The organism is Paenibacillus protaetiae (assembly GCF_004135365.1).
GTDB lineage: Bacteria > Bacillota > Bacilli > Paenibacillales > Paenibacillaceae > Paenibacillus_AP > Paenibacillus_AP protaetiae.
On sequence record NZ_CP035492.1, the window covers coordinates 2,972,563 to 2,987,195 of the forward strand.

Below are 14,633 nucleotides of genomic sequence, written 5' to 3' on the forward strand. Positions count from 1 at the left end.
TGAGCCAGCTTAGATCAGTACAATCAATCAAACACTCCGACCAATGAGTTCACGGCGCTTATCCAAAAAAAGATTTTTCAATTTTATACTTGATTAGAGCCTCATTCAATAAATCAAAGCGAAACTTTCGAATTGTGTTATTTTTATTCCGCAACTCATCAAGCATTTGTTGAAGCGTTCGGCCACCCCTATCCCTTGAAATAATCGTATTAATCGCTTTAATTTGTCTGGAGAGTGGTTCGCGACTCTTATATTTCTCAAGGTCATTCTTGATTTCTTGCAGTGCACTTCCAGGAGCAATTCCCCAACATATGATTAACAGGTTAATTGCATTAAACAGTTGCTTTCCAGTCGGATGCCATGTTTCATCGAGAACTGCATTTCCATTTGCGCTGCTTGTCCCCGTTCCAACGGTTTCAGATGCTAATGGGTCAAAAAGTGTTAATTTAGGATGATGAATCAATTCAAGAAAATGATTTGCTGCATAGGTACCGCATAAAAAAGTTCCGGTAACATCACCATTTTTCGCTCGATAAGAAAAGCAATAATAGCTGTCAGTAAGTAAGTCTTTAGTACAACTTCTACGTTCTTGCCCGTTTAACAAACGAACATGAGCAATGGGTTTTATATCATATTCCTGAACTAGCTTCTCTCTAACCTCTGGTGATCTGCACGGAAGCATCCCAAACACCTCATTTCTTGTTTTCCTTCCATTATTTACAGCATATCAGCCCCCATTCTATACTGTTTGATTGGGAGCAAAACCTGGTTAAATTACTCTCTTTCGACATATATCGGTTAAACACCCGAATTTTTGAGTCTACGTCACTTAATCAGCTACTATCATAGTTTCTCTTTCTTTTTCCTCATACTTTAATTTTCTTGGCCTTCACTTGTTGCATCGCTACAGCTTGGCGGAACAGCTTTGGTGCTAAATCAAAGAGACTCCCGTGCATACGTCGTTCGTTGTAAAAACAGATATAGTTCGTCACGACCTCGTAGGCTTCCTGGTAGGTACCAAATTCATAGCGCTGTAAACATTCCGTTTCCAGTAAACTGTGAAACGACTCAATATGCGCATTCTTGTTTGGTGTCTTTGGCGGGATTCTCTCGTGCACGACCTCATACGCCTCACATGCTTCTTCAAAGACGTGAGAAATAAACTGCGGGCCATTGTCGGTGCGAATCACGGGCCGTTGCTTCGTCTCGAAAAGCTGTCGTTGCCACAGGGTACGCTGAATTAATCCTGCTGCATGCTTGCCTTCACAGGACAGTCCCATGTGGAAATCGATGATCTCACGGTCTAACACATCCAAAACGCATAGTAGGTAAAAAAAGCGCTGTTCTCCTGCAATGTAGCCGTATTTGATGTCCATTTCCCACAGTTCGTTGGAAGCCGCAATCTCACGGTTATTTGCCAATCTACGTGGATGTTTGATCCGCTTTTTCCGCTGAGGCTGGAGCATTTCCATCTCATCAAGCAGGCGATAAACCTTCTTCTTGTTGATCACCAGGTTGTACTCACGCTGCAAGCAGATCGTCAGTTTACGGTAGCCATAGACGTCAGTTTCGCCATTCAGCAGCTCACAAAGCCATTCCTGGATCTGACCATCACTAATCGGTACGCCGGCTTTCGTCATGGAGAAACCAGGCACCGGGCGACCACCTTTACCAGTAGAAGGAACCTGACTACTAGGCTGCTTCTTGCGGTAATAATAAATCTGTTCGCTCACACCGACAATCCGCAAAATGCGGCTGACCACATGTCCCAGCTTAATCCACTTGTCGGCTATTTCAATTTTGTCCGATAAGCTGGGTTCTGCTTTTTTAGCAAATCACGAAGAACGGCAATCTCCAGATCCTTCTCGCCAAGGAGTTCCTTCAGTTGTTTATTTTCGCCTTCAAGTGAACGAAACTCTTGCGGTGAAGGTGTATAAGCCGCAATCGCTTTGGATGCAGAATCTGTTGTTTTCCAATCCGTATGTTCAGCTTGCTCCATCCATCGGTATAACATCTTCGGATTTATGTTATGGCGGCGCGCTACTTGCGCAGCATTCCCGACCTCTTTAGCTTCTTGAATCACTTGCTGTTTGAACTCGATCGTAAACCGTCTACGTTGCATAAAAAATCCCCTCCACTGATTCTTCATCTAGCTTACTACGTTAAGTAGCCTAGACTCAAATCCAATTTCGGGGCTTAAGAGATATCCTCTTTTTCCCTCCCGATTTCAACAAAGGACCTATGCTTCGCAGTACAGTGCATTTCATCACATCAATTCTACTTCAACGAGGCATGTCTTTGTGATAATATTGAAAGGGAATGTAATGAATTTACTGAAAAAGAGTGATTACAATGCAGACCTTTCCTAAAGATATTACTGATGCGATGCGTACTTGCATATTGGCTATTTTTTGGCCAAAAGAGCAGATCGTCGATTTTCTTAAAAATAATGGTTGTACGAATCGTGACTTAAAAACCGTTTTAAGCCAGGGGCTAGAAAATAAGAATCGAGCTGCCATTATTGATGAAGTTTTCGGACAATTAAATGCACGTGACGATAAAGGAATTGGGCAGTTTAGAGCAATGTTAGCTTCCATTATTAACTGGGATCATTTTGATCCATACTATTTTAAACAGCTAAAGCGTTTAGATGAGGCAGAGGCAAAACGTTGCATAAATCACTTGAAACAAGTTCAAGAGATACGTGATGCAAAAACTAAAGAATTAAGGAAGCAAGCTGATGAAAGGAGAGCCGCAGCAGCTCCCAAAATCTCATTAGTCGATCTAGAGACAGAATTTATTAATCTATACCGAGGATATTCTTCAAATCAAAATAGGGGTTACCAGCTAGAAACCCTTCTAAAGAAGCTGTCTGATTTCTCAAATTTGTCTTTTTCAGAGCCTTTTAAGCTTAACGGGGAACAGTTAGATGGTTCACTAAAATTGGATGGGGAAAATTACTTAGTAGAAGCAAAATGGCATGATAGTTTGACTGCTAGCGATGCACTTTATCATTTTGCATATAAGGTTGAAGGGAAAATGTACGGACGAGGTTTATTCATTTCTATAAACGGCTACTCACGGGATGCCGTTAAAGCTTTAATTGCCGGAAAATCAATCAAGACAATCTTGATTGATGGCGGTGACCTTTCAATGGTATTCTCCGGAACCATACCATTTTTCGAAATGCTGGATGCAAAAATAAGAGCAGCACAAACAAAAGGTTTAATATATATTGACCCTTTAAACTTCAAGAGCAAAATCGAATAGAAAAACAAAGTTGTTCTGATGGACTACAAGGGACACGCGAGGCATCATCGCCCCCTTTTCTTTCCATCCTATCCCCAGTCCTCGGTAAGATCCAATTCTCTGTTGCAGATATCGCATCGAACCTTGATAACCTGCCCAATGCTTGTTGGAATGAATGTGTAAGCAAACTTTCCCCCTGTCACGTCTACTGCTTTACATGTGTCCCAATTCCTGATCTTTTCGTCCATTATTTCAGTAATTTCGAATATCAATTTTTGGCCCCTCCTAAAAAACACCCCGCCTTCAAAAGCAATCAGCGGTTATTGATCTTCCTCATCCCTTGTAGAAACGTCCATTTTCTTACCTAACAGGTAAATTAATAGCATTAAAGTTCCAATACTTATTGACTCGACAGCGTTTATCCAATCGTGATTTATTAGAAACCCAACTCCAAATCCAAATAACACAACTATTACAACTTTTATGATTGGATTTTCAAACTTATTTAGCCATCTTTTCATTAAAGCACCTTTAAATGATTTGTCTTGTCCATATATATTGAGCAACTCGACCGGTCAAACTAGTCTATCTACATGTTTCAACAAGCGAATTTTATCACTGTCACATACTACTGTCAAACTGATTTTTTTCCTATTCACTCATCAACTGTGCAGTGAAAAGGAAGCACTATCTATTTACATTGTAAAAAATTTTATCAACAAAATTCGACGAGTTTTTTCAAATTTGCTCCCAAATGTTGCTATGAATCTACCTCATTTTAATAGGGAATTTTGACTGAACGTCGAATAGTTGAATAATAGAGAGTCATTACGTTATCAAAAGGAGTCAGAAATGTACATATCCAGCCTAATAATAAAGGGTTTCCGCAGTTTCGGAGAACGCTGTGAAATCCCACTCAATAAAGGCTTAACAGTTTTGATCGGAGAAAATGGAAGCGGAAAATCGGCGATTATTGATTCCATCCGATTATTGCTTCAAGAAGATGAATACGGCCGCTTAAATGCCTTATCTAAGAGTGACTTTTGGAGACCCAGTACAAAAGGCAAAGATATCGTTGCGACTGATAAGTTCTCAGTCGACTGCGAATTCTCCGGACTAAGCCAAATTGAGCAGATTACTTATCTGCCTTGGCTGAATGCTCACACCCCAACCAAGGCTAGCCTTCATCTAGAAGTGACAAATAGCAACTCTGCTCGAAAAAGATTAAAGCGAGACATTTGGGCAGGCGATTCAAGAGCAAGCATATTTGAGTGGGATACCTATAATACGATCGAATGCAACTACCTGCCTCCTCTTAGAGATGCTGAAGAAAGGTTAAGGGCGATTCGCGGTTCGCGCCTATCTCGTCTTCTAACAAAGCTCGAACCGAAGGTGTCACGGGAACATGATCAAGAAGGCAATAAGATTACACTTGAAAAGAAAGTAAAGGATCAGAACGATGAATTACTAAAGGACCCTCTAATCCAGTTAGCAAATGAAAGAATACGCCAACGATTGTTAGATGCTTTAGGAGATGTCCTTGGACAAGATGTGCTAATTCTATTTACAGAAAGCCGATTTGAAAAAATACTAGAAAATTTGAGAATATTATTCTTTCCAAGATATCCGAGCCAAGGAACTACTACCCCAACTGATCTTTTTAGGGAATTATCAGAAAATAGTTTGGGTTATAACAATTTAATTTACCTTGCAACTGTGTTGGCAGAGCTTGAAGAGTCAGAAGAAGAGGATGATTCTCTACGTATTTTATTAATTGAAGAACCCGAAGCACACCTTCATCCTCAACTTCAAACAAGAGTCATGCAATATATTCAAACACAAGCGAATAAGGCCAATATTCAAATAATTGTTACTACTCATTCTCCTACCATAGCGGCCGCAGTTAGTTTGGATAGTTTAGTGGTGGTGACCCGACCGGATATCGACGCTTGCCCAAAAGTAATACCGTTATCCAAATGCGGATTAGAACCACATCAAAAGTTTTTCTTGGAGCGATGGCTGGACGTAACAAAATCAACTCTTCTCTTTGCGCGAGGAATAATTTTTGTAGAAGGCATTGCTGAAGCTTTGGTAGTCCCGGAACTAGCGAAACGAGTATTGTCAGAACATTTTAACTCGAAAGACCCAAAATCAACAAAAAAGTGTTACTCGCTTGAAGAATTTGCTGTCTCAGTAATAAACTTGGGTGGTATTTATTTCGAGTCCTTTTTTCAATTATTCCGCGGCGCGTCGGATAATGATCCAGCTACAGCTGGAATCCCGGTAAGGTGCGCCGGCATAACAGATTGTGATCCTAAAGCAGATGAAGCTCCCTACGAAGGCAATAATTGCGAATGTAAAAATCATGCATTGGGCCTTATTGTAGATTTACAAGAAAATAAGTATTGCCAATTATTTTATAATACGAAAACCTTCGAATACGACCTTGCCATGGAAAGCAACCACAATTTGAAATTGATGTGTGGGATTTTTCTTGAAATATTAACAACAGACGGACCAATTCGAGATGAGATCACAGCGATTATGAATGATCCGGATATGAAAACAGCGAGAGAAAAGGCCGAGGATGCAGCAACATTATTGAAAAGAATTGACGGAGTCGGAAAAGGGATATTTGCACAAAAACTTGCATTACGTCTAGCCGATCCAAAAACAACTTTTTCAGTTCCAGACTACATCAAGCGGGCCGTTCTTTGGGCATGCAGTATTTGAATATTTTGTCATTTATTTCGGAGGATTTGAACATGAACGCTAAAAATAGCTATGAGCTAAAATTAAGCAAAATTAAGACAATACTCGGAGACCAAAAAGTATTAAACGATCTAACAAATGAGCAATTGCTTTTTATACTTCAACCATTAGATCAGGGCTCTTTCTTAAGCGCATGTCCGGGAAGCGGAAAAACGCAGTGTGTAGGTGTAAAACTCGCTTTTCATGCGGCGCAATGGCTTAATCTCTCCAAGGGAATTGCCGTATTGTCTTTTACAAAAATCGCAGCAAATGAAATTAAAGAGCGCGCTAGTCTGTTCTCTAAGGACAAAGGTATTTCTACACCACATTTCGTTGGAACAATCGATAGTTGGATTCACAATTTTCTTTTTAACCCATTTGGTCACTCCGTAACTGGGTTTGAAGGAATCGACGGCGACTATTCACATCGACTAATCCAAAATGACTCTAGAGCACCTTTTCTCAATCAATACATTACTGTTCTGACTATGGAACAATCTACGACAACCGTAGATATCTTGGGCTTTTCTTTAGGTACGAAAAACGAACCTATTTGGGTTGGACAAGGAGAAAAGACATTTCCATCAGATGAACTTTGGAAATTAAAATCCAATAAAGAAGCTTTTGCAAAAAAAGGATTTGTTACGTACGCCGATATAGAATACTGGACTTTAAGATTGCTGCGAACAAGAAAAGAAATACGTAAATTACTGGTCCAAAGATTCCCGTATATTCTAATTGACGAGTGTCAGGATTTATCCAAAATGCAATTGGCTATCTTAAATGAATTAATTAAAGAAGGAGCTGCGGTTCATCTAATTGGCGATAAAGATCAAGCGATTTATGAATTTAGAAAAGTTGATCCGACATTAGTTGAAAAGTGTATTAACCATTGGAAACTTAATCGACTCCAGTTAACTAAAAGTTTTAGATGCGCTCAAACCATCTGTGATTTCGCCGCCAAACTCAAAGGACGCTCGCCAATGAAAGCAAATCATCCAGGAAGCGACGAGAGTTGTTTATTATGGGAATATGAACATGCTCATCTTTCAGATATTCAATCATCGTTTCACAAAACACTAGTTAAGTACGGAATTGAGCCCAAGAACGCAGTCATTGTTGCTCGTGGTCACACGATTCTAAAATTAATAAAGGGAACCAGTTTTACAGGAAAAAAAACAATTGCATACGACATTGCAACAGCCTTATTTAATTGGACAGTTCTAAATAAATCAGGCTCTGATATGCGCCAGGCAATCGAATTATGCGGTAAGGCAATCGAAGATTTAGCCTATGACGGTAGATACAATCACTTTCGAGTCCCTAATGGTTATTCATCAGCTGATTGGAGACGCCTGGTGGTGGAAATGTTAAATGAATTTAAGGATATTGCATTCTTCCTGCATAACTCTCAGCCTGCTACTTGGTCAGAATGGATTAATCGTTATCTCAAACCGAAATTACAAGCATTTTGGCCTAAGTTTAAAAACCATGTTCATTCATACGACGAAGCAAAAAACAGAATAAAAGCTGCGGCAGGAACTGCGAAAGAATTGGTTTTTGATGGTGATTTTAAGAATAAACATATCCAAGGGATAAAGTTGGAGACGATACATGGAATCAAAGGAGATACTTATGAAGCAACGCTCCTAGTTTCGGCTCCAAATAAGCAATCTAAAGGCGGACATTTTGAACACTGGTTAGAGAACCCCGAGAACGAATATAATCGATTTGCATACGTTGCTTGTACACGACCCAAGCAACTTCTAATTGTCGCTACCCCAAAACTAAAAAAAGCATCCAAGGATATAATGATTGGTTTGGGACTTAAGCCTTCAGCTATCCCGTAAGGACTCTCTGAAGAGATAACCCTTCAATAGAAGGGTTATCTCGAAAGAAATATAAAGAGCACCTTAGAAAGGACAAATTCTTCATCATCTATCCAATCTTCTAAATGACCTCCAATTCCAATTTTTAAAAGGTCATTAATTATATCCGTTTTAATGATTGCAACATCGATTTCTTTATTGAGATGATCCAAAGGTTAACCTATGATTGTTAAGCTATTCTTCTCATAATCAACTATTTTATTTAATTTTATCTTTAAGATTTTTTATTAAAAATCATATGGTGGGCAGTTACAAACATACCCTCCCCCATATGAAATGCACTCTCAAATCTTTTGTTTAATCATTATTTTGAACTTCAATATAAGCCATAGCAGCACTATACTTTTGGTACAATTCTTTAAACTTGCTCATGTAACTCCCTACTACGATCCATCTACTTATCTACCCACTGATTCCCCAAATTACCATATAAACGGTATTACGTTTTGAAGAATTCTGCCCTTCAGCTTAACGGTAGAGGGAGCAGTTGCCTCGGCGGCAAACTGCTTCCTGGATTGCTGAACTAGCGTCTCATTTAGTTGAAAAATTGGAAATTTTAACACTTCCTTTTCTGTCAGGCTTGTTCATGTAATGAATTACCTTTATTCAGTACAACTATATGATTATGCTTGTGCTGCTCAAATGTGGATTATCGCCTCTATATATGATACAAAATGTATTGACTTGAGCGACTTGCTTCATCTGGGGTTCGCTTGTGAATCGAACAGTAAAACTCTCGTTCCTGATCTATATGGACGCAAAGCAACTTCCGATACCTCTGGCAAATCGCGGTTAACAAGTCCCGATGTACTTTTAGCCTTGTTCCGTACGATAACTTTTCCCTAGAATACGACTCATCTTGATAGCCCTCCTGCCATTCCTCGTATTGAGCCACCAATTTGTCCTCTTGCAACAAATTTAATCCATCGAAAACAAGCTTGAAGTCTTGTACAATAAACGAAGCCAAACTGCATACTATGCTATGACCGGCAAAAAAAGGTGAGTTGTGTTGAACGGAGAGTAGTGGGAGAGACTCCCGATTCAGCAATCTTCTACTCTGTCCCCGTGTTTGTAATATCTCCGCGGTTTGAGTTTCGGTTACAGATACTTCCGTATGCCATCCGATCTTTTCAGTAAAGTGATCCACTTCTTCAATTGCCGAAGCATTTCCGTATACCAATTGCGGCACAAGATAAGCCTGTACTATCACATGTTGTTTATAGGGTACATTGTTGAACTCATCCTGCGCTAAATGCCTCCATTCGCAGACTGTTATCCAGTCGCCGACTGGTTCATCCGTTTGAAAGGCTGGAACCATATCCAACTCTTTGAGCCATTCTTCTTTATCCGTCACAATCAAAGGCTTAATATCGCCCGGCCTTAGCATCTTCCCGATCTTTGCAGTTGAGGGATCGGCAAGTTGAAATAAATGCCACAACGCGTCTACTTGATTGCTGCTAAGCCAGAGCATTCGAGTCACCTCATCGACGCACTCCCACAACAGATCCATAAACCGTTCAAAGAATGTAGTCGTAAACATGACAATGGGCCAGCCTTGAGGATGAACATGGCCACCATAGTCTTGCTCCAGTTGTTCCTTTTCCGGCTCTATTGACCACTCTTGTTCCATTAGCTTGTACTGAACTGCAGCCATCAGAAAACCAGGTTCGACCTCAAGTATCTGTTCTGCAACAGCAACCTGTCGCATAAAAAAATCCGGAACACATTGATCGAAAAACTCAAAATAATCAGCGTTGAGCTCTGCCTCTACAAGAGAGGAGTATTTTGTACCGGAAGTATACATCTGCTCTATTCGAATAAGTTTTTCAGTCACCTTATCATCTAATGGGTGCTTCTTGTTCAATCCCTCAAGCATACGCATAGCGATAATTCGGCAAAGAAAATGATCACGTTCGAGCAGGTCGGCGAGCAATTCGACATGAGGTTCCATGATACCCGACTCTTCTTCAACAACGCAGTAGATGATCGTTAACAGTCTACGTAGTAACCTTCCAGATGCCTCCGGCAATCGTCCAAGCAGAGGAAGAAGAGTAATTTCTGGCCGCTGGATAGCCAAAATGACAAGCGACCGTACAAGTTTTTCACCAAGATCAACCTCGGAATTATCGAGTTCCTGAAAAACAAACTCAATCGCCTTTGCCTCAAAACAAGTCGATTGGTCCTCTGAATCCGTACACGTATTGGATTGATACAACCAAGAGTAATCATATCTTTTGGGCAATTGGGCAAACATACTCGCGCAATGAGTCAGGAACTCCTTAACGACATTCTCTAGCTCGTTCTCCTTCAGTAAGTCAAACAAACCCGCTGCTGCAATGGCCGGAGTTGTGAAACCACCTTGCGATCCAATTGTCGATCGGTAACAGGCTTCCAATAGCACATGTGCTGCCCTCTGTTGATCGATTGCCGCGATATCAGCCAAATACCTGTTTGTTGCTGGCCAATGAGAGATCCTCAGGAATTCGTGATATGCCAATACAAAACTTGATATGGCATTGTTATAATCCCCCAATGCCACGAAACACTGACCCAACTCTTTCATAATTGTGGGTTCCGGTGAATTTCTCTGTGACTTTATAAACTCCAAGGTGCGCACTAACTCTGTGGAAGTTGAGGCTCTAGCTATATACTGTCTAAGAAATTGATTCATTAATTTGGGGGCGTAAAAATAACTGTTTTCCTGATTCAATCTCTCTACCACCGAGCAAAACACATCAAAGGAGCCGGTACATAACTCCAGCAGTTCTTGAACAGTGTATTTTTGTCCGTCAAGTAGATATTGTTCGGAACCCCGGTAAATGCTGTCAGGCTCCTCGTCCATGTTGATGTCATACCCTGATGCTTCCTTTAAATCAACAGGCCAAAATCGAGGAGAGATTTCGGTCATAACAAATCGGCGATACCGCTCCGTAAAAGCTGCATGTTTCGTCTTATCATTGATTACTTCAGTCATTTCGAGTATATGACTACGCGTTTTTAACATTTGACCAGTATAATCACTGGAATGATTGGCTACAGTTTCCGTAAGCCCCCACAAGAGGTAAGGGTCCTCATCAAGGGATGACGTAATATAGGCCTCAAGGCATTCTTGTACTTTCCACTTGCCTACCGACCTTGCATAGTGCAGTAGCAGGTTGAACGCCGCTGAACGATCAAGAAGAAGAACCGCTTCAAATGCTTTAGTATGTAGACCACTGGTCTCTTTTCCTGTTGTGAGATAAGGCATCAAGTCAACCAAGGGCAACAGCACCGCCATAAATTGCATGGCCTTATCACGATTCGTAAGTCCGACCAACGATACCATATCGATAAGATGATATAGCGTAACGTCTTTATGGTATCCGTAGATCAACGAGGAGCGAATCCCGTACTGCATCCACTGCGAGGATTCATCTTTGAGCCCAACCCTGCCCATGATTGCTGATAAGCGGAGGAAATGTTCGGCCCGGCTCTCCCCTTTCAAAAGGGGCGTTTGTTCATACGTCAGTGCGCACGCCCTGACAATAGGTATAAGTGCATGAGCAAACCCTTTGATTTGAGATAACCTTTCCCATACTAACAATTCAAATGAATAATTGCGAATAGACTCGTTGATTCCATAATGCGTCGTCCAGGTATAGGAGTTGCGCAGTTCTTGCAATAGTTCTGTCCACTCGACCATCCGCCGCGGCATGTTCCCAGTGACTTTCTCCGTCAAAATACCAATTGTGAGGGGAAGAATTTCCCTTATCAGGTCAATCGCTTCGATTGTCCGTTCAGTAACACCGCGCTTTGCACCAATCAGCGAAACAAGACATTCTTTTGCGACTTGGAACCACTCGCTCTCCTTATCTCTTAGCAGCAGTCCCACAGCGTAACCGGCTTGGTGAACATGACTGACAATCGCTCCCCAGAAAGTATCATTTTGCTCTTTATTTATTAAATATCCTTTTGCAATTTGCTTATAATTACCCTCGTAAGCCACAACTACAGCGGAGTAAAAATATTTATACAGGACAGGGTCTCCACTGGAAATACGATCAATTTGAGATAACTCCGGTGCATCAATCGTTCCTGCCAACTTAGTGACTTCTGCTGGAGGGTAACCTGCTATCGCGGCAAAGCTAGCAAGTTCAACATTGCTGTTTTCAGAATTATGCTCCAAGTATTGTGCTAACGCAATTTTCAGAAAGTCCAACCGGTTATAAAACGCAGCTACCCTCATTACATAATAACAAACCAATGCATTGGGGAAGAGCATTTTGACACGCAGGATAGAGAACAGCCGATTTCGTTGATCAAACTTCACCAGAGAGTCGATGTACGCCTCCAGGTGAGGAGCATAACCTGGTGAAAACAAATCCTTTCGTTCGAGAACATCCGGAGTGAAATCAAACTGTGACAGCCAAGATACGGCCCGCCCATGATTTGATGTATATAGCGCTAGACATTTGGCAATCTCGATCACCTGATGCTTCTTTTGTCTACCGTCAGAAAAACTGCCGTCAAATTCGGAAGTAAACACTTCAAATAACTGTTTTCCCCGTTCAATTCGATTTGTCTCAGCCATATAATACATGACCTTTAGAGCGGTTTCGCGATTTACCAACCATCTGTCTGCCTCAGATGAGTATGCAAAAGACATGAGATCTTGCTCGCGGCCTTGTGCCAGCAACGTTTCTGCGAGTAAAGTACGATTTAAATTTTCCTGGAGCCGTTCGCTTGTTCTAAACTTTAAAGCTCCCAACCGGCTTAACGCGACTATATCTTGAAGCTGGTAAGCTGATTCGATTGCAGTGTTTAACGTCTCATCAATTTCTCTTGAAGGACGACAATGCTGCAGTGATCGTTCTATGAAATCGGCATTCACTTCCTCTATAATATAATGCCACTGACCGACCTCCTGGGCGTACGCAAAGACATGTCCAAACCATCGTGGTGTATTTATCTTTTCCTTAAGGTATGAAAAGATGGATTTTCTAACTTCGGTTGTCCAGTCTTCCGGTAATTGCTCGATAATAAATTCTTTGAAACTGTTATGAAACACGGAAAGTCTGTCGTCCGAATTGCGCAGCAAATGACTCATCGTTTTGAAGGCATCTTCAAAATCCGCTCTCTGCAGACCGGATATGGCCATCAATTCTTCACGATGAATGTAGAAGCGCAAACATGCCATAACAGCACAAAGGTGTCTAGCGTTACCCATGCCAACCCGTTCGAATTCTTCCCAAATAAAATGATAATACCGAACAATGTTACCCTCGACTGCCGGATATAACGAGGCAACAATGTCCGACGTCGATTCTCCGGCGAGAATCCTTTCTGCGACATAAGACAAATAAAGAGGCAGACCTTGACTCTGCGATTGAATTTCTACAATCTGGGGGTGAGTAAGCCAATTTATGCCTCTTCTTTCAACTAAATAGCTTTCTGTTTCCCGCGGCGTAAACAATGGCATTGCTACATGGCGATCCGCATGGTTTCGAATAAGTCTCAAGAAATAAGGCCATTTGTGAAGTTCCTGACTCCCAATCAAAATGATCATACCGGCAGGCACCTCGGCTGGCAATGCCGAGATTACCGTATCCCTGATTTCCGATTCCAGTCGTTCCGCATGATCCAGTCCGTCTAAAAACAACAAAAATCTTCGGCCACGGCTAGATACATGCTTCGCTATAGCTTGTACACACTCATTAAAGTTGCCTTCACTATAATCGTACCGCCGACGCAGAATCCCGCGGTAGCGACGCTGCAATTCATGCAATAAATTTGAACGCAAACTCTCGGCTTTCACTCTACTACGCTGTGCATTGTCATGAACGCCCACAAAGCAATAGTAAGAGATCACTTCAAATTTTTCGTCACTCAGATTTCTGATGTATTCAGTCAGGGAAGTAGACTTGCCGCTTCCAGGTGGACCGGTAACAATGACATAACCATCGGCAACCTTCGATAAAGCATTGTCGAGGCGCCTTCCCAAAGTTTCCGGTTCCATATAGTGATCCTGTTGTACGGGAAATACTTGCGGAAGCAATAACGTATTCTGTGTACGGAGAATAATCTCCTCGATGACCTTAAGAGTGATCGGCTCTCTCGACTCGATCGCGTAGGTTTTGATAGCCTGTAGAAAATCATAGAAAACGGCGTCGCCTGATAATCCAAGCTCTCGATCCAACTGGACAATTCGAATGTAATCGGACAACTCCTTGATTTGTGGCAGACGAAGGAGAAATTGAAAGCTACAGAGCAGTTGCCGGAAATCATCTTCCAATAATCCGGACGCCTCTCTCATCTCCAAGCGCAGCCGCTTCAAGTCTCCTCTAATCCGATCTTCTATAAACACCTGCCTAAAGGTTCCATCTTCCTCTATACAATTGACTAAACTTGCATCCAATGCGCGATTAGAGCAAAGTCGAACCTTGATGGGTTGCTCCGGGAATCGCTCACTTAACATTTTCCAACTGTCGGCAAATTTCTTGAGAAATACCGGACTCTTCGGGTCTAGAAAGTGAGAGGCTTCATATACGTCAAATGCATGGACTGCATATTTTACCTGGTTACCGATCATTTGATCATCATCGAAGATGACGATATCATCCAAGTTTCCCGAACGTTCATACTCCAAATACATTTGAAAAGGCTTGTTTGCAATGTAGTATTCCAATGCGAATTGCAAAGCGGCCAAATCCTGAAAATCGTCACCTTTGCGCCGTGAACTCCCCAGTTTCCCCACTTCCGGCAATG

At 41.6% G+C, this 14,633-nt stretch carries 7 protein-coding genes; 3 read left to right on the plus strand and 4 right to left on the minus strand.

Annotated features, from left to right (window positions below; translation table 11 throughout):
- Nucleotides 1-58: 58 nt before the first annotated feature.
- The 3 genes from ET464_RS13730 to ET464_RS13740 all read right to left on the minus strand — a co-directional run bounded on the left by ET464_RS13730 (nucleotide 59) and on the right by ET464_RS13740 (nucleotide 2,122).
- Nucleotides 59-682 carry a hypothetical protein gene (locus tag ET464_RS13730; RefSeq protein ID WP_129441783.1) on the minus strand — a complete coding sequence of 208 codons (624 nt, stop codon included), beginning with the start codon at nucleotides 680-682 and terminating at the stop codon, nucleotides 59-61.
- A gap of 184 nt (nucleotides 683-866) precedes the next feature.
- Nucleotides 867-1,763, minus strand: coding sequence for an IS3 family transposase (locus ET464_RS13735; protein WP_165279986.1), 897 nt, complete (start codon nucleotides 1,761-1,763; stop codon nucleotides 867-869).
- A 26-nt stretch (nucleotides 1,764-1,789) separates the two neighbouring features.
- Nucleotides 1,790-2,122: a transposase gene (locus ET464_RS13740; protein WP_129441192.1), complete on the minus strand. Its 333-nt coding sequence runs from the start codon at nucleotides 2,120-2,122 to the stop codon at nucleotides 1,790-1,792.
- Between the two features lie 230 nt (nucleotides 2,123-2,352).
- Between ET464_RS13740 and ET464_RS13745 the strand changes: the two genes are divergently transcribed.
- The 3 genes from ET464_RS13745 (at nucleotide 2,353) to ET464_RS13755 (ending at nucleotide 7,850) form a co-directional block, all read left to right on the plus strand.
- On the plus strand, nucleotides 2,353-3,270 hold the full coding sequence (locus ET464_RS13745; protein ID WP_129444400.1) for a restriction endonuclease: 918 nt from the start codon (nucleotides 2,353-2,355) through the stop codon (nucleotides 3,268-3,270).
- Nucleotides 3,271-4,101: 831 nt separating this feature from the next.
- Nucleotides 4,102-5,982 (plus strand): ATP-dependent nuclease, encoded by a 1,881-nt coding sequence (locus ET464_RS13750; RefSeq protein ID WP_129444402.1) that lies wholly within the window; start codon nucleotides 4,102-4,104, stop codon nucleotides 5,980-5,982.
- 32 nt (nucleotides 5,983-6,014) lie between these two features.
- The gene (locus ET464_RS13755; protein ID WP_165280007.1) at nucleotides 6,015-7,850 is read left to right on the plus strand and encodes a UvrD-helicase domain-containing protein; all 1,836 of its coding nucleotides are present in this window, start codon (nucleotides 6,015-6,017) and stop codon (nucleotides 7,848-7,850) included.
- 697 nt (nucleotides 7,851-8,547) lie between these two features.
- On the opposite strand, the gene ET464_RS13760 is transcribed toward ET464_RS13755, so the two are convergent.
- On the minus strand, nucleotides 8,548-14,622 hold the full coding sequence (locus ET464_RS13760; RefSeq protein ID WP_244226772.1) for an AAA family ATPase: 6,075 nt from the start codon (nucleotides 14,620-14,622) through the stop codon (nucleotides 8,548-8,550).
- Between the last annotated feature and the right edge of the window lie 11 nt (nucleotides 14,623-14,633).